13 protein-coding genes and 7 pseudogenes are annotated in these 17,104 nt (G+C 60.3%); 2 read left to right on the top strand and 18 right to left on the bottom strand.

Annotation, left to right across the window (positions count from 1 at the left end):
• From BFF94_RS38100 to BFF94_RS36885, 5 genes and pseudogenes are all read right to left on the bottom strand, one after another.
• Positions 1 to 338: IS66 family transposase (locus BFF94_RS38100; protein ID WP_246637502.1), on the bottom strand; the 338-nt coding region annotated here is incomplete at its 3' end.
• A pseudogene (locus tag BFF94_RS38565) lies at positions 250 to 812 on the bottom strand (transposase domain-containing protein); the annotation flags it as partial. The pseudogene BFF94_RS38565 and the gene BFF94_RS38100, both read right to left, overlap by 89 nt.
• Positions 813 to 863: 51 nt before the next feature.
• Positions 864 to 1,115, bottom strand: a complete 252-nt coding sequence (gene tnpB, locus BFF94_RS36895; RefSeq protein ID WP_372454372.1) for an IS66 family insertion sequence element accessory protein TnpB — start codon at positions 1,113 to 1,115, stop codon at positions 864 to 866.
• Between the two features lie 84 nt (positions 1,116 to 1,199).
• Positions 1,200 to 1,601: an IS66-like element accessory protein TnpA gene (gene tnpA, locus BFF94_RS36890; protein WP_128842168.1), complete on the bottom strand. Its 402-nt coding sequence runs from the start codon at positions 1,599 to 1,601 to the stop codon at positions 1,200 to 1,202.
• An 83-nt stretch (positions 1,602 to 1,684) separates the two neighbouring features.
• Positions 1,685 to 1,909, bottom strand: a pseudogene (locus BFF94_RS36885) (DDE-type integrase/transposase/recombinase); the annotation flags it as partial.
• Positions 1,910 to 1,917: 8 nt separating this feature from the next.
• Between BFF94_RS36885 and BFF94_RS36880 the strand changes: the two are divergent.
• Positions 1,918 to 2,150 (top strand): annotated as a pseudogene (locus BFF94_RS36880) (DDE-type integrase/transposase/recombinase); the annotation flags it as partial.
• A gap of 205 nt (positions 2,151 to 2,355) precedes the next feature.
• Here the strand turns inward: BFF94_RS36880 and BFF94_RS38085 are convergent.
• The 12 genes and pseudogenes from BFF94_RS38085 to BFF94_RS36820 all read right to left on the bottom strand — a co-directional run.
• Positions 2,356 to 2,475: pseudogene (locus BFF94_RS38085) on the bottom strand (TetR family transcriptional regulator); the annotation flags it as partial.
• A gap of 2 nt (positions 2,476 to 2,477) precedes the next feature.
• On the bottom strand, positions 2,478 to 4,025 hold the full coding sequence (locus tag BFF94_RS36870; RefSeq protein WP_128842170.1) for an efflux transporter outer membrane subunit: 1,548 nt from the start codon (positions 4,023 to 4,025) through the stop codon (positions 2,478 to 2,480).
• A complete protein-coding gene (locus BFF94_RS36865) occupies positions 4,025 to 7,225 on the bottom strand; it encodes an efflux RND transporter permease subunit (protein WP_128842171.1) in 3,201 nt (1,066 codons plus the stop codon). The genes BFF94_RS36870 and BFF94_RS36865 overlap by 1 nt, the downstream gene beginning before the upstream one ends.
• A 19-nt stretch (positions 7,226 to 7,244) precedes the next feature.
• Positions 7,245 to 8,408 (bottom strand): annotated as a pseudogene (locus BFF94_RS36860) (efflux RND transporter periplasmic adaptor subunit); the annotation flags it as partial.
• Between the two features lie 826 nt (positions 8,409 to 9,234).
• Positions 9,235 to 9,498, bottom strand: a complete 264-nt coding sequence (locus tag BFF94_RS36855) for a DUF4148 domain-containing protein (protein WP_128842173.1) — start codon at positions 9,496 to 9,498, stop codon at positions 9,235 to 9,237.
• 237 nt (positions 9,499 to 9,735) lie between these two features.
• A complete protein-coding gene (locus BFF94_RS36850; RefSeq protein ID WP_128842174.1) occupies positions 9,736 to 10,197 on the bottom strand; it encodes a transposase in 462 nt (153 codons plus the stop codon).
• Positions 10,194 to 10,448, bottom strand: coding sequence for a COG3415 family protein (locus BFF94_RS38080; protein ID WP_246637501.1), 255 nt, complete (start codon positions 10,446 to 10,448; stop codon positions 10,194 to 10,196). The genes BFF94_RS36850 and BFF94_RS38080 overlap by 4 nt, the downstream gene beginning before the upstream one ends.
• Positions 10,426 to 10,662: a helix-turn-helix domain-containing protein gene (locus BFF94_RS36840; RefSeq protein WP_219140444.1), complete on the bottom strand. Its 237-nt coding sequence runs from the start codon at positions 10,660 to 10,662 to the stop codon at positions 10,426 to 10,428. The genes BFF94_RS38080 and BFF94_RS36840 overlap by 23 nt, the downstream gene beginning before the upstream one ends.
• A 90-nt stretch (positions 10,663 to 10,752) precedes the next feature.
• Positions 10,753 to 12,017, bottom strand: a pseudogene (locus tag BFF94_RS36835) (IS256 family transposase).
• Between the two features lie 198 nt (positions 12,018 to 12,215).
• Positions 12,216 to 12,962: an SDR family oxidoreductase gene (locus BFF94_RS36830; protein WP_128842175.1), complete on the bottom strand. Its 747-nt coding sequence runs from the start codon at positions 12,960 to 12,962 to the stop codon at positions 12,216 to 12,218.
• A gap of 106 nt (positions 12,963 to 13,068) precedes the next feature.
• A pseudogene (locus tag BFF94_RS36825) lies at positions 13,069 to 14,044 on the bottom strand (LysR family transcriptional regulator).
• Between the two features lie 180 nt (positions 14,045 to 14,224).
• Positions 14,225 to 15,382, bottom strand: coding sequence for an iron-containing alcohol dehydrogenase (locus tag BFF94_RS36820; RefSeq protein WP_128842176.1), 1,158 nt, complete (start codon positions 15,380 to 15,382; stop codon positions 14,225 to 14,227).
• A gap of 265 nt (positions 15,383 to 15,647) precedes the next feature.
• On the opposite strand from BFF94_RS36820, the gene BFF94_RS36815 reads away from it, so the two are divergent.
• Positions 15,648 to 16,001: an MFS transporter gene (locus tag BFF94_RS36815; protein WP_246637500.1), complete on the top strand. Its 354-nt coding sequence runs from the start codon at positions 15,648 to 15,650 to the stop codon at positions 15,999 to 16,001.
• A 48-nt stretch (positions 16,002 to 16,049) separates the two neighbouring features.
• Here BFF94_RS36815 and BFF94_RS36810 read toward each other — a convergent pair.
• On the bottom strand, positions 16,050 to 17,104 hold a 1,055-nt coding region (locus tag BFF94_RS36810), incomplete at its 5' end, for an L-dopachrome tautomerase-related protein (RefSeq protein ID WP_219140443.1).

Below are 17,104 nucleotides of genomic sequence, written 5' to 3'. Positions count from 1 at the left end.
CGCTCGGCGATCAGGTTGTCGATCTCAGCGCGCCCATCGCTGCAGTAATAGATCAGCGACGACCATCGGTTCAGCGCATACTGGATCGCCTTGGTCGTGTCCGACTTCGCGGAGAGCGTGGCAAGTGTCGCGTCGAGCCAGCGCTTCATGTCGTCGAGCAGCGGCACCGCTCGCGCCTGACGCACGCGCCGGCGCTCGTCGGGTGGCTTGTCGCGGATCTGCTCTTCGATCTCGTAGAGTGCACCGATCAATGTGCGCGAGCAGCGCCGGGCCGGGGATGCCGCGGTCGATTGGGCGGCTCGGTGCCGCCGCCTGCACGATGCGATCGCAGCACGCACAGGCCAGCTTCGGACGACGGTGACGGATCACGCGGAAGTGCGCCCGCACATACTCGAGCTGTTCCGCGACGTCTTCGCCCAGCGGCTTGAGCCGCCCACCGCAATCCGGACAGCCGTCACCGGCGGGCAGATGGATGCGCTCTTCGCGTTCGAGGTGATCAGGCAGCGGTTGCGACCGACACTTTCGCGCTGTGCGCGCGGCGCCGCAGGAGCGGCGACCATATCGGCTGCGCCTTCGTCGGCCTGCAGGTCTTCCAGCCGCAATTCGAGCTGCTCGATCTGGCGATCCAGCTTCTCCGACTTCCGGCCGAACTGCATGCGGCGCAGTTTCGCGATCGTGAGCTTCAGGTGCTCGATCTCTAGTGATCGCGACGAGAGCTGCTGGCGCAGCTCGACGACCTGAGCATCACGCTCAAGCAGCAACGCTTTCAGTGCGTTGATGTCGTCCGGCAGCGCGGTTGAGGTCGATTCCATGAGGACAGTTTACGACTGCCCACGATCACGCAAACGCCAGTTAACAATGGTTTACAGCGCGCTGCGCGGACGCACGGCTTCGACTGGCTGTCGCCAATCGAAGCCCTCAAGCAACAGCGCAAGCTGAGCGGTTGTCAGCGCGACCACGCCGGAGTCGGCTAGTGGCCATGCGAAGCGTCCTTTCTCGAGGCGTTTTGAGAGCAGGCAAAGACCACCGTCGCACCACCACAAGCACTTCAGCAAGTCACCGCGCTTGCCCCGGAACACGAACACGTGCCCGCTGTAGGGATCTTTCTCCAGCACGGTGCACCTTCGCGGCCAGCGAGTTGAAGCCGGAACGCATGTCCGTAACGCCCGCCGCGATCCAGATTCGCGTGTTCGGTGGAATCACTTCAGGCAGTCTCGCAGAAACTGTTCGGCGAATTCCTGCGACATCCCGCGGATACGAATGCGTCGTTTGCCGACCTCAATCTCGATCTCGCAATTCAGCGACGTCGCGGAGCTTGCCGGTACTTTATGCTCTTGCGGTGGAGTGTGGCTCGCCGTGCTTTCCGCAGGCAGTTCGATTACATCAACGGGCAGCAGTGCTACGCAAGGTGCCGGCGTGTCCTGTTGTGCTTCCAGCGATCTTCGTCGCCATTGGGCGACCATATTGGCATTCAAGCCATGCCGGCGAGCTACCTCTGCAATCGAGCGATTCGGATCGCTCGCTTCAGTAACGACCGCTTCTCGAAACTCCTTCGTGTAGTTCCTCGATCCCAGTTGCCGCCCATGTGCCGTTGGCTTCATCAATCTGATTCCCATTACATCTGATGGGAATCAGATTGCCTACGTCGCCCTCTCCCGAACAGACGGTGCTGACCGAGTGCTTACCGATGATGCGCGAGCCGAGTCAGCGCGGCGACAACGTGCTCGCCACGCAACGAGCCGTCAACTTCAATCGCCAAGCATTCCCGCGTGTAGTTGTCCACGATCGTAAGCGTGCACAAGCGTCGACCATCAAACAGCGCGTCAGCGACGAAATCCATACTCCAGATTTCGTTGATTGCGCTTACTGACTGCTTCGGCTGGCGGCGCCGGGCAGACTTGTTTCGACGAGCTACGATTCGTGCACCACCAACTAGTGGAAGGTCAGGCGTTGAAGATGCTATGCGTAATCGACGAGTACATCCGCGAGTGCCTGGCGATCGATGTCGGTGCAACCTGCATTCGCAGAATGTGATCCTGACGCTGTCACGACTCATGCGGCTGTACGGCAAACCCGCGTTCATACGGTCGGACAACGGCGTCGAATTCACCGCTGCCAAGATCATGCGCTGGCTGGACGATGCTGCAATCGCAGCCTATTCGATTCTTTGTGTGTGAGGCATAAACTGACGGCCAAGGAACCACTTTATGCCACGCAAACGCAAGGAAGAAGTGACGGTTGAACTGGGCAAGCCCTTGAACCTGGACCCGGAACTGATAGGCTGATGAATGTGTCGAGAAGCAGATCCCCCTTTCCGCGGAAGTGCCAATACAACGCACCACGCGTCACGCCAGCTGTTTCCGCGATTTCCTCAAGAGAAACGGACCGATAGCCGCGCTCGATGAAAAGGCGCTCCCCCGCATCCAGAATGAATTCTCGCGTGAGCAGTGCCTTTTCCTTCGTCCTGCGAGCCATCGTCAGCCTGCCCGAGCGTGAGATTTTCCAACGGACGCGCCGATCTGCATCGAACCCGATGAACCGGATGGGTCGCCGTAGTCGGCCGTCTCGTCCGGCGCGCGTGGCGTCTCGCCGGCCCGCTGGACCCACCCGCCGCCCAGCGCGCGATACAGGTCGACCAGGTTCGTCCAGCGTGCCAGACGCACGCTGATCAGCGATTGCTGCGCCGAGTACAGATCCGTCTGCGCAGTGAGCACCGACAAGTAGTTATCGACGCCGTTCTTGTAGCGAAGGTCCGATAAATCGAAACGTCGCTGCTGCGCGTGCTCGTTACGCTCCAGCGCCGCGATCTGCTGGTCGTACGTGCCGCGTGCGGCCAGGCCGTCCGACACTTCGCGGAACGCCGACTGAATCGCACTCTCATAGTTGGCTATTTCAATTCGCTTCTGCACATTCGCGAGGTTCAGGTTCGCGATGTTCTGACCGCCTTCGAAGATCGGCATCGCGATCTGCGGCGCGAACGACCATGCCGCCGTGCCGGCCTTGAACAGGCCACCGAGCGTCGGACTCGCGGTGCCGAATGCGGCCGTCAGCGAGATGCGCGGAAAGAACGCCGCACGCGCCGCGCCGATGTTCGCGTTCGCGGCCAGCAGCGTCTGCTCGGCCTGCATCACGTCCGGACGGCGCGTGAGCAGATCCGACGGCAGGTCGGCCGGCACGTCCGTCAGCAGGTCCTGCGCGTCGAGCGGCATGCCCGCCGGCAGGTCGTCCGGCAGCGACTCGCCGATCAGTTGCACCAGCGCATTCAGTGCCTGCGCGCGGGCGCGCGCCTGTGCCTGCTGGTCCGCGAGCGCCGTCTCGACCACCGTCTGCGCCTGACGCAGCTCGAGCTCGGAGCCCGTACCGTTGTCGAACTGCAGCTTCGTCAGGTCGTACGACGCCTGCGCCGTCTTCAGTGTGTTCTCCGTGACCTGCAGCAGGTCGTCGGTCGACAGTAGCGTCAGGTATTGATCCGCCACCTGCGACACCAGCGAGATTTCCGACGCCTGCCGCGCATACGCGGTCGACAGGTACTGCGCGAGCGCCTGGTCCTTCAGGCTCTGCACGCGGCCGAACAGGTCGAGTTCCCACGACGCGGAAAGCCCAACGTTATAGGTGGTCGAGATGTTCCGGCCCGATGGTGCCGTCAGTGCGTTCGGCAGACGCTGGCGGTCACCGGTGCCTACACCGTCAAGTGTCGGGAACAGCCCCGCGCGCACGATCTGGTACTGCGCGCGCGCGGCCTCGATGTTCAGCACCGACACGCGCAGGTCGCGGTTGTTTTTCAGCGCGATCTCGATCAGCCGCTGCAGGCGCGGATCGACGAAGAACTCGCGCCAGCCGATGGCGATCGCGGCCTGGCCGTTCGCGCTGCGCGCACCAACCGCACCCGGCTGCGTCGCGTAGACGCCGCCGGCCGGGTACGCCTGCGCGACGGGTGCTTCGGGCCGCTTGTAATGTGGCGCCATCGTGCAGCCGGTGACAAAGAGCGTGACCGCGATTGCAGTCAAAGCGTGTTTTTGCATCATCACTGTCCCTTGTTGCCTTCGTCGCCGTGGCCCGGCGTCTCCTCGTGGTGCGCGTGCTCCTGAGCCAGGCGCAGCGCCTCGTCGACGTCCTCCTTCTCGGCGCTGAAGATCGCTCGAACCTTCACGAAGAACATCGGGATCATGAAAATCGCGAGGAACGTCGCGGTGATCATCCCGCCGATCACGCCCGTACCGATCGCGTGCTGGCTACCCGATCCTGCACCATTGCTGATCGCGAGCGGCATCACGCCGAGAATGAACGCGAGCGACGTCATCAGGATCGGACGCAGCCGCAGACGTGCCGCTTCCAGCGCGGCCTCGATCGACCCCATCTTCTCCGTCAGCTGCAGTTCGCGTGCGAACTCGACGATCAGAATCGCGTTCTTCGCGGACAAGCCCACGGTAGTCAGCAGGCCGACCTGGAAGAACACGTCGTTCTCGAGACCGCGCAACGTGGTTGCGAGCAGTGCGCCGATCACGCCGAGCGGCACGACCATGATCACCGAGAACGGAATCGACCAGCTCTCATACAGCGCCGCGAGACACAGGAACACGACGAGGATCGAAATCGCGTAAAGCAACGGGGCCTGTGAGCCGGATTGTTGTTCCTGTAACGAAATGCCGGTCCACGAATAGCCGATCCCTTCCGGCAACTGACTCATCAATGCCTCCATCGACGCCATTGCCTGACCGGTCGATTTGCCCTCCGCGGCCTGCCCGAGAATCTCGAACGACGAGACGCCGTTGTAGCGCTCGAGTTTCGGCGAACCGTACGTCCAGTGACCGGTTGCAAACGCGCTGAACGGCACCATCCCGCCCGATCCGTTGCGCACATACCAGACGTTCATGTCCTCCGGTTTCATCCGGAAAGGTGCATCGGACTGCACGTAGACTCGCTTGATCCGGCCGTCGGTGTCGAGGAAGTTATTCACGTACTGCGACGCCCACGCGATCGAGAATGTCTGGTCGATCGCCGCGGCCGTGACGCCCAGCGCATTCGCCTTCTCGCGGTCGATGTCGACCTTGTACTGCGGCGTATCGTTCAGGCCGTTCGCACGGACGAGCGCAAGCGTCGGATCTTTCGCCGCCAACCCGAGCAACCGATTGCGGGCGTCCATCAGCTTGTCGTGTCCAAGCCCGGAGTTGTCGGTCAACTCAAAGTCGAAGCCCGCTGCATTACCCAGCTCTCGAATGGAGGGCGGAAGGACCGGGATGACCATCGCGTCCTTGTACGTCACATAATGCGCAAAGGTTCGACTGAGAAGCGCCTGGGCTTTCTGATCCGATCGCTGGCGTTGGTCAAACGGCTTCAGCTTCACAAAGACCAACCCAGCATTCTGGGCACGCCCGGCGAAACTGAATCCGTTGACGGTGAACGCGGCATCGACAACTTCCTTCTCCTGGTTTCGCATATAAGCGTCGATATCCGCCAACGTCCGCGCCGTCGTCTCCTGAGTCGACCCGGAAGGTGCTTGCACGAGTACGAACAGGTAGCCCTGATCCTCGTCCGGCAGGAACGACTTCGGCAAGCGTGCGAAAAGCAGGCCGGCCGCAACGATCAGCACCAGGTAGATGACAAGCCAGCGGCCCGAGCGCTTGATCACGTGATGGACACCGACGTGATACTTGTCGCGACTCGCATCGAATGCGCGATTGAACCAGCCGAAGAAGCCCTTCTTCTCTTCGTGATGCCCTTTCGGGATCGGCTTGAGTATCGTTGCGCACAACGCAGGCGTGAGGATCAGCGCGACCAGCACCGACAGCGCCATGGCCGACACGATCGTCAGCGAAAACTGCCGATAGATTGCGCCGACGGAACCACCGGAGAACGCGACCGGCACGAATACGGCGGACAACACCAGCGCCACACCGATCAGTGCGCTCGTGATTTGCCCCATGGCCTTTCGGGTGGCCTCTCGTGGCGATAGCCCTTCTTCGACCATCACCCGCTCGACGTTTTCGACCACAACGATCGCATCGTCGACCAGCAGACCGATCGCGAGCACGAGGCCGAACATCGATAGCGTATTGATCGAAAAGCCCGCCGCGCCCATGATCGCGAACGTACCCAGCAGCACGACCGGCACGGCAATCGTCGGTATCAGGGTTGCCCGCAGGTTCTGCAAAAACAGATACATCACGAGAAACACGAGCACGATGCCTTCGAGCAGCGTCTTGATCACGTCATCGATCGACAAACGCACAAACGGCGACGTGTCGAACGGATAATACGCAACCAGTCCATGCGGAAAATATCGCGAGAGTTCCTTCACCTTCGCCTGGATCGCATCTACCGTCGCGAGCGCGTTAGCGCCTGAGGCCAGTTGAAATCCAAGGCCGGCCGCCGGCGAGCCATTGTATTTGGTGTCGGTCGTGTAGTCTTCCGAACCAAGACCAACCCAGGCAACGTCTTTCAGGCGTACTTGCGAGCCGTCCTGGTTGACTTTCAGCAGGATGTTGCCGAACTGGTCGGGCGTCTGCAGCAGCGTCGATTCGGTAATCGTCGCCTGCAGTACGGTCCCGGGAGCCGCCGGTGTACCGCCGATCTGGCCGGCGGCAACTTGAACGTTCTGCGACGAAATGGCGCCAGTGACGTCCGGTGGCGTCAAGCCGTAATTCGTCAGCTTTACCGGGTCGAGCCAGATGCGCATCGAGTATTGAGACCCCAGCAAGCGCGTCAGGCCCACGCCGTTGATTCGACTCAATGGATCGAGCAGATGCGACGCAACGTAGTTGGTCAGATCTTCCTTCGTCATGCTGCCGTCTTCGGAGCGGAAGGCGATCCATAGCAGGTAGTTGCTGCTCGATTTCGTCACGGTCATCCCGAGTTGCTGCACGACTTGCGGCAAGTTCGGCGTCGCGAGCGACAGCTTGTTCTGCACCTGCACCTGTGCGATGTCAGGATTCGTGCCCGGGGCGAAGGTCAGCGTGATCGTCGCGTTGCCCGAATCGTCGCTCGTCGACGACATGTACAGGAAGTTGTCGAGACCACTCATCTGCTGCTCGATCACCTGCGTGACCGTGTCTTCCACCGTCTTCGCGGAAGCGCCCGGGTAGTTCGCGGTGATCTGCACGGCTGGCGGCGCAATCGTCGGATACTGCGAAATTGGCATCTTGAAGATCGATGCGACGCCGGCCAGCATCAGCACGATCGCGATCACCCACGCGAAGATCGGACGATCGATAAAGAACTTTGCCATGTGGAACTCCTCGTTATTGCGCGCTCGACGTCGCGGCGGCCGACGGTGCGAGCCGCGCCGGTACCGACCTCACGGTTGCACCGGGACGCACCTTCTCGCCGCCCTGCACGATTACGCGATCGCCCGCTTCCAGACCGCCTTCGACGATCCAGTTCTGGCCTTGCATGCCGGTCGTTTTCAGCGAACGCGGCTCGACCTTGTTGCCGGCGTTCACGACCAGTGCGATCGCCTGGCCCTTCTGGTCATGCGTGACGCCGATCTGCGGCACCAGGAACGCGTTCTCGTTCATGCCTTCCTCGATTCGCGCGCGCACGAACATCCCCGGCAGCAGTACGCGGCCCGGGTTCGGGAAGATCGCGCGGATCGTCAACGAGCCAGTCGTCTGGTCGACCGTCACGTCCGAGAACTGCAACTTGCCCGGCTCCGAATAGGTCTTCCCGTCTTCCAGAATCAGCGACACCTTCGCCGCACCCGGACCGCTCGTTTTCAGGCGGCCGCTCTGCACGTCCTGACGCAGCTTCAGTCCTTCGAGGCTCGACTGCGTGAGGTCGACGTACACGGGATCAAGCTGCTGCACGGTCGACATCAGCGTCGCCTGGCTCGCCTGTACATACGCGCCGGGCGTCACCTGCGAAATGCCGACGCGGCCGGTGATCGGCGAGACGACGTCGGTGTAGCCGAGGTTGATCTGCGCGGTGTCGACCGCCGCCTTGCCGGCCGCGACGTCCGCCGCGGCCTGCCCTTGTGTGGCCACCGCGTTGTCGTAGTCCTGCTTGCTGACCGCGTTTGCGGCGACCAGCACCTTGTAGCGAGCAATCAACGCGTTCTGCGTGACGAGGTTCGCCTGCGCCCTCGCGAGCGTCGCGGTCGCGCTGTTCAGCGCAGCGATGTACGGCGCCGGATCGATCTTGTAGAGGCGCTGGCCGGTCTTGACGTCGGTGCCTTCGGTGAATTCGCGACGCAGCACGATGCCGTCGACCCGCGCGCGAACCTGCGCGACGAGGAATGCGCTGGTGCGGCCCGGCAGTTCGCTGAAGATCGGCACGGCTTGCGGCTGGACGGTGACGACGCCGACCTCCGGTGTTGCCGGCGGCGATGCCGATTCTTTTTTCCCGCATGCGGCCAGAAAAACGGCAGCCGTTGCTGCAGTGAGTAATCGATGCGATATCTGCTCGATGCGCATATGGCAACCTTTAACGAATAATGTTTGATTCGACCCAGCTAAGATTCAACTTGTCAAAATGATTTTTACGCATCGCGATCGCAAAAATCATGCACAAGAATATTGAGCGCACCAAAGATAAAGTTGAATGCATATATTTGGAGCGACACTGATTGATCAGGCGTCTCATAAAAGACGTGCCATCCCGGCATCAGACTGCTCTACGCGCTTCCGGAGATGAATAAATTGATGGAGAACCCTGTTAATCCATGAGATTTAATTGAGACCCGAAGCCACTGCAATCGTTATCCATCATATTAGATTAACGGATATTATAAATTACCCGATCTACATTGGATCCGAACATTTTCGACAATAAGCGACATTACTATTTAATCAATAAGGGGATGCATCAGCCACGATATCGATGCAACCCGCTCGATTCTACAAACCACCCTAATAGCCGACGAGCCACCATCTGGATTATGAAAATCAATAATTCCCAGGGCTGGGCGTTTTTATTCATCAAGCTAAGTTCAAACCGAAGCAAGACTGACCTCCCCTCGTTCTCTTGCCGCCCCAAATTTTTACTAACATTGCCTGCAGCAGTAATCGCCACAGCAAGCAAATCGGTCATAATTCAGCGCGAGCTATCGAGCAAAGAATAGGTACGACTGTGAGATGATTCACCGGCAATGCTGACACGGCAGGCATCGATCACATATTGCAAATTCATCACTTGTGCGTGCACGATACCCTGCCAACTCACGAATTGCTCTGTTCAGAATGATCCCTGCTATCTCGCCCGCCAGGAAGTGAGTCAAGTTCGCTCTATGGGGACTTCTCCTCAACTTCCTCCATTGTAGAGCGTCTCATTAAGCCGCCGAATCTCTCCACTTTTCCTTGCCTGAACAAGTTGCTCGTAGACCTGATGCCGTGTCAATCCAGCGGTTCTATTGCCCGTCTCGCTCCCCTGCGGTCTAGCGCTCTCACTTCCGGCAGAGCTCTCCATATCCGCGCTACGCGCCAGTGGCACCTGATTGCCGGGGATATCTTGCGCACAAGCAACATTAAGCACCAAAGACAATATAATAAAACCAAGAAATTTCATTTAGATTCCTCAGGCCTAAAATTGACATAAATCGGAAATAAAATATTATCCGACACGTCAAGCAATTATAGGGTTTGCACTCAGTCGCAACGATGACCACAACCTGGCAAATCTGTCAGCATCGTCAATTTGACGACATTTATCAATTTAACTAAGTGTTCACGAGAAATTGGTTTGAAATTTGGTGCCGCACCCGGCCAGGAGTTCGGCCAGCTCAGCGTCGGTGGTTTCCTTGGTTCAGGTGACGAAGCGTCGCCATCGATATTTTAGTTGCCGCCACAGGATCTCGATTTTGTTGAGTTCAGGACTGTAGGTGGGCAGATAGAACAGGACAGCTTTGTGATCGATCAGCCACCGATCCCGCGTTGCTTCGCCGATGCCATGATGGATGCTCATGTTATCGAGCACTATCACGGTCGGACGGCCATCGTCCACTGCAATCAGATCGTCGATAAAGCGGACAACGTTTGGGCCTTTGATGCTGCGGGCATGCGTGGCGTGGGTCAGCATGTTCGGGCCGGCGCCAAGAACACTGCGTCGGCAGTGCGTGTTCGGTTCGATCTCGTGGGGCAAGCCTCGCGGTGACCAACTACGCTGAACTGGCGGCGATCCGCAAAAACCGGCCTCGTCGAGATAGAGCAGGCGAATTGCGTTCCCGTGTGCGGCCTGCTGCAGCTTGTCGAGCGTGGCCTGTTTCACGGCGAATGCCTCCGGGTCGCGCTTTTTTTGAGCGACAGGCGGTTGCGCTTGAACGTAAAGCCCTCTCGCTTGAGCGCCACACTCAGCGTATCGAGATGCCCGAACGGCAGTGGGCCGAATTCAGCCTCGAGGCGCTGGACGATTTGCTCTCGCGTCAGCGGCTCGACCGAGGCCATGCGCACGACCGTGGCGATCATCTCGTCGCTCAACGCGCGAGGGCGGCCGCCTTTATGACCGATCTTGACCAGCAATCCGATCACCCTGTTCGCGCCACGTGTGGGCCCAGTTGTAGACCGATTGACCGCTCACACCAAGTTTCGTGCTGACAGCCATCGGACGCAGCTTGCCGCCCGCAAGCATCAGCAGAGCGGCCGCCCCCGTGCGCATATCCTGATATGGGCGATTGATCGACAACTGCTGCAAGGGCTGCTCCTCGACTTCGGTCAGTATAACGACGCACTTCATGCAGGGCTCCGGCGTATGCGGTTCGCCGAAGTTAACAAACTTCAATCTTGTTTACCAGCAACACTTAGGTGTACGGGACCGGCGGCATGATCAGGCGGCTAGCGGTTGCTGAGCCGGTGTGTTGTCGGTCACCGGGACGCCATCTTTGAACGAAATTCCATCGAGCATGACCGCGAGTTTCTCCGGCGAGCGAATCCTGCGCCACGATTCTTCGGCCGACTCGTTCAGCTTGAACGCCAGGCCGAGGAACGTCGCACGAGAGACGCAGTTACGTGTGCGCTTCGTGCGATGACGCACCGTCGCGAACATCGACTCGATCGGATTCGTTGTGCGCAGATGCTGCCAGTGCTCGGCGGGGAAGTCGTAGAACGCCAGCAGTTCGTCGCAGTCTTCGATCAGCTTCTCGGCTACCTTCGGATACTTTGCCGAGTAGCTGTCGACGAAGTCGTTGAACGCGACCAGCGCGTCCGCGCGCGTGGCCGCCATCCAGATGTCTTGCAGCACCTTCTTCGCGCGCCCCTGCTGCGACTTCGGCAGTGCGTTGAGCACGTTACCCATCTTGTGAAACCAGCAGCGTTGATGCCTGGTTGGGGGAACACTTCCTCCATCGCCGCCCAGAAGCCCATCGCGCCATCGCCGCAGGCGAGTAACGGACCGGCCTGCAGGCCGCGCTTCTTCAGATCCAGCAGCAGCTCGCACCACGACGCCTTCGATTCCCGGGAGCCGTCGCCGATCGCTACGCGCTCCTTGTCGCCCTCCAGCGTCACGCCGATGATCACCAACAGGCACTGGCCGTCCGAATCGTCACTGCGCACGCCAGTATGAATGCCGTCGGCCCACCAGTACACCCAGCGCGCCGAGGACAGGTCCCGCCGATTCCACTGCGCGTGTTTCTCGGCCCACTGTGCCTTGAGCCGGCTCACCGTGTTCGGCGACATGCCGCCGACCTCGCCACCCAGCATAATGCCCAGCACCTCGCTCATATCGCCCGTCGAGATGCCGCGCAGGTACAGCCACGGCAGCGCCGCTGACACGCGTGCCGATTTGCGCACGTAGGGCGGCACGACCATCGAATTGAAGTGGATGCCCGAGCCCGAGCGGTCCCGCATCTTCGGCACCTTGACTGTCACCGGGCCAGCCGCCGTCACAATCTCGCGCTGGGGCACGTAGCCGTTGCGCATAACGGCACGGCGGCCGTCGATCGACTCCACGTTGCTGTACTGCTCAAGCATGGCTGCAAGCTCCGCTTCGACTGCCTGCTGGATGATCTTGCGCGCGCCCTGCTGAATCAGCTCGTCGAGCACGCTCTTCGTTTCCGCTTTACCGCTGTCGGCTTCTTTCGTAGACTCTCTCATGGTGGTCAGTTCCGGCTCTCGCCGGGTTCGCTGGTTGTGCCTTCGACAAGCAACACTCTCAGCTAAACCGCCACCGCCTTCTCGAAATCCCGCTCGTCCGTCGTACACCACTTTCGACAATAGCTCGGCGTTCACGTTGCCGATCTTGTGGAACCAGCAGCGTTAGTTGCTATATCGCGTTGATGAACACGTAACGCGTCAAACAAGGACGTGCCCTCCATCTACGACAGAAATCTGGCCCGTGCTGAAACCTTGCTGCATCAGGTAGAGATAGGTTCTTGCTACGTCAACCGCCTCCCCGACTCTGCCGACGGGCACTTTATGCGCAATGGATTCGTAAAGGTTGTTACGATTAGAAGCGGTCAGGGCGTTCCACATCGGAGTACGCAAGACGCCTGGAGCCACAGCATTCACGCGAATGGGCGCAAGTTCAATTGCAAGCGCACGCGTCAGCGCCTCTATTGCCCCGAGGATACTGGCTGGCACGCTCCAATTGTCCGTCGGGCGGCTAGACGCGATACCGCTCGTAAGCGTAATCGAACCATTTGCGGGAATTCGAGGTGCCGCATGTTTGACCGCGGTGAAGGCTCCCCAATACCGCACATCGAATGCCTTTCGGGCCCGCTCGGTTGTCACTACACTAAGCGGCTCGAGTAACAGAGCCTCGCCAGCAGTGTAGACTAGGTGATCAAGCTGGCCAGTCCTTTTGAAGAATGCCGCAACGTCATTTTCATTCGTAAAATCAACTGCTTCGCCATCCACACCCGGCGGAAGTGTCGCAAGCGCATCCTTGATTCGCACTACCTGTCGCGACGCAATAATGACTCGTGCGCCAGCAATCGCAGCTGCCGCTGTGACCGCATAGCCGATGCCAGACGAACCACCCACAACAACGATTTTCGTTCCTTTCAGGTTCGAATCCGCCCGTACGACGTCACTCCGCATGATGTGTTACCTCTCGATAATGATTGTTAATCGCGCACGCCGTGATCAGCATGAGAACGCACTGGCTGGATATCGCTCTCGGAAAGTCGATTTCATTGTGTTTCCGTCAATCGTTGAGGCACACCGTTTCGGCTGGGCTAATCGGCAAATCGCGCGTCAGCGCGTCCAGGGTCGCCTGATCGCGCGCAATAACCACCGGCAAATGCTTTCGAAGAAAATCGATCCATGCCCGGGTTCTTGTATCGATGAACTTTCGCGAAGGATACAGCGCGTAGATTTCCTTCTTCTGCAGAATGTAATCGGGCAACACACGCACCAGCGAACGATCGCTCAATCCGTCGACCGCCGCATATACCGGCAACATGCCGATGCCCATCCCCTCCCGGATCGAAGCCACTAGCGATTCCGCGATATTGATTTGCACCGACCCCATCTATCGTCCTCGGTTCCGCACCATGCGGACCTTCAAGCAGCCATTCGTGTGCGGAAAAGGTCGGAGAATTCAAGATCAGGCATTCGTGCTCATCGAGATTCTCTGGCCGCTCAGGTACGCCGCGCTCGACTACATATTCCGGCGACGCACACAAGACGTTGTAAGTTGATCCTAGCCGGTACGCGACGATATCCGAATCAGGTAACGAGGAAACTGCGACAACCGCGACATCGCTCGACCCGTCGAACAAGTCAGGAATCTGTTGCGACAGCGTCAACTCAACCGACACATCCGGGTACAGCTTTCGATAGCGCGAGATAGCGGGAAGGATGTAATGTTGGCCGATGCTGGCAAAGCTTTGCATCCGCAATGTACCTTTGGGCGATTCGTGAGCTTCGCTTGCATCCTCTTCCGCGCTTGCAATGTCCGCGAGAATCTGTTGGCAACGCGTGAGGTAACGCTCTCCGACCGTCGTCAGTGCGAGTCGGCGTGTTGATCGATTCATCAGACGGGCCCCGAGATGCTCCTCGAGATCCGAGACAGCGCGAGACGCCGCTCCTGTCGTGATATCGAGCGACTGCGCCGCTGACGTGAAGCTGCCGGCTTCCACGCCCCTGACAAACGCCCTCATGCTTTGTAGCGTATCCATTCATATCTCTCACATTGCCGAATGAATTCCCGGATTAGTTCCCCGCATGCGGCCCTATCGAGCAAATCTCGTTTGCGAGTCGGTGCACCGACTGGGCGGGCGGCAAGCACGATTCTGCGATTGATTGACTCGTTTTTCGGCATGAATGTCCTCTTCGCGAATCGGAAGTTTCCGGTTGGATTACAGTGCGCCTTCCAGCACGCGCCGACTCACGTCGAGCGTGACGTCCTTGTGCTCGCCAAGTTGCGCCATGCCGTGTTCGTCGAGTTGCGTAACGAGTGGGTCAATCGCATCTGCGCCGACACCGTAATCGGCGAGGCGGGTCTTGACGTCGAGGCTTTCAAAGAATGCACGGGTACGCTCGATCGCCTCGTCGATACACGAGTCTTCAGTGCCGCCGGTAACGTTCCACACGCGTGTCGCATACTGGAGCAGCTTGGCGCGCTTACTGTCGCGCCGCACCTGCAGCATCGACGGCAGCACGATCGCAAGCGTGCGCGCGTGATCGATGTCGTAGCGGGCCGTCAGTTCGTGGCCGACCATGTGCGTCGCCCAGTCCTGGGGTACACCGGCGCCGATCAGGCCGTTCAGCGCGAGCGTCGCGACCCACATCAGATTCGCGCGCACCGCATAGTCGTGAGGCTCGGCGAGCGCCTTCGGGCCGATCTCGATCAGCGTCTGCAGCAAGCCTTCCGCGAAGCGATCCTGCGCGAGCCCGTCGGCCGGATACGTCAAGTATTGCTCGACGATATGCGTAAACGCGTCGACGACGCCGTTTGCAATCTGCCGCGGCGGTAGCGTGTAGGTCTTTGTCGGATCGAGGATCGAGAACGTCGGGAACACGTGCTCGCTGCGGAATGCGAGCTTCGCGTGCGTCGCGCGGCACGTCACGACGCCGCCGCTGTTCATTTCGGAACCGGTCGCCGGCAGCGTCAGCACGGTGCCGAACGACAGTGCACCGCGCACATTCGCGCCATGGGTCTCCATGATGCTCCACGGCTCGCCATCGAACAGCGCGGCGGCCGCGACGAACTTCGTGCCATCAATTACCGAGCCGCCGCCCACCGCAAGCAGAAAATCGATCCGGTTCGCCTTGACCTGCGCGACCGCCTTCATCAGCGTCTCATACGTCGGATTCGGCTCGATACCGCCGAACTCCTGAAGCTCGCGCGCGCCGAGCCCGGTCCGCACTTCGTCGAGCGTGCCGTTTTTCCTTGCACTCGCGCCACCGTACAGCACGAGGACGCGGGAATCACGTGGAATCAGGGCATCAAGGTGCGACATCGTACCCTCGCCGAAGATAATTCGGGTCGGATTGTAGTAACTGAAATTCTGCATTGCCATTCCCGAAAGAGTAGACCAGTCGTCTAGTAACGTGTTCGAAAAAATGCGTGAGTCCACACATTCATCGACGCTCAATCACGGATCGCTTTCTCACTTGATTGCATCCCGGTTCATACGACATGACAGTCACGTCACCCTAACGATTTCTATCGCCAGCGCCGAGTTTATGGTGCAGATGCTACACTGTTATTAGACCGGTCGTCTAGAAACCCTCAAAAAATTTCTCGACTGACGTCTGCATGTTCCGGGAAAAAGCAGGATGACGACACGCCGGGCGTGCACGTCGATCCTGCCCGCGATCGTGCTGGGCGGCAATGCGTCGAACGTCGCGTGGCTACTGATCGCGTTCGGATTCATCTACGGCGTGCCGTATGGCGTCAACGCCACCTACATGACCGAAAGCTTCGCGACGAAGATCCGCGGCACGGCGGTGGCAGGCGCCTACAACCTGGGCCGCGCCGGCGCGGCGGTCGCGCCGATGGTGATCGGCTACATGGCGGCACAAGGATCGATCGGCCGCGGCTTCCTGCTGATGGGGCTCGCTTATTTCCTCGGCGGCGTGGTTCCCGCGCTGTTCATTCCTGAAAAGCTCCACGACCCGCAACGCGGCTGACTGCGCGCGGGGCGGCCGACGCTCCGCGCGCGACCAACCCCCACCGCGTCAGCGCGCCACCGGCCCCGCGTCGATCTTCACGCGAAACAGCGCATACGGCTTCACGCGACCGTCGCGGCCCTCGTGGAACATAGGCTGCCGCTCGATCTGGTTCGCGGTGAAATACAGGTAGCCGGGCGCGACCGACATCGAATCGGGCCACAGCATCCGCGGGTCGTGCGCGATCGTGGTCCAGCGGCCGTTGTCGAGCCGGCGAATCGCGTTGTGCTCATAGTCGGTCGCGTAGACGCGGCCGCGATCGTCCGTCTCGAGACCGTCGGACGCGCCCTTGTCGCCGATATCGACGACAGCCGCACCCAGCGCTCCCTCCTCGATCATGCGATCGCGCAGCAGCGCGGTCGGCACCGCATACAGGTGCCGGCTGGTCAGCGCCGCGTAGTACAGCGTCGACCCATCGGCGGACAACGCGAGGCTATCGGCCGCGACACGGAACGGCGCCGGCGGCTTGCCGGGCGTGCGGATCATCAGTTGCTCGCCCTCGACGACCGGGACGAACGACGGATCGGGTTGCACCGACGGATGGCCGGACAGCCGCCGCCACGCGGCGCCGCTGGCGAGATCGACGACGATGATGCCGCCCGGACCGTTGGTCGACGAATCGGTGATGTACGCGAATCCCCCCTTGCCCGCCTGGAAGTCAAAGCGGACGTCGTTCAGGTAGGTCGTCGGCAATGCGACATCGGGTGGCAGCACGTAAGTCCGCGCGACGCGGTTGGTCTTCAGGTCGATCGCGACGAGCTTCGCGCCGCCCGGCACCGGCGCCCTGAAACCCGGCACGGCCGGATCGAGGACCCACAACTTGCCACGGCCGTCCGCGACGACGCTCTGCACGCTAATGAAATGCCCCGCGGGCGAATCCGTCGCCGCGCGATTCGTCTGCGCATCCGGGTACGCGACCACCTTGTCGCCGACGATTTCGCCGACCGTGTACGGCACGTCGTCGCCCCAGCGCGGGAAGTTGACGAAGATCCGCCGCGAGTGCGGGTCAACCGCGACGCCCGTCGGCATCGCGCCGGTAAACGAGAAGACCTGTTCAAGTGCGC

The sequence above is a fragment of the Burkholderia catarinensis genome (assembly GCF_001883705.2).
Taxonomy (GTDB): Bacteria; Pseudomonadota; Gammaproteobacteria; order Burkholderiales; family Burkholderiaceae; genus Burkholderia; species Burkholderia catarinensis.
Note: the sequence above shows the minus strand (reverse complement) of the source record. Positions and strands in the feature narration are given on the sequence as shown.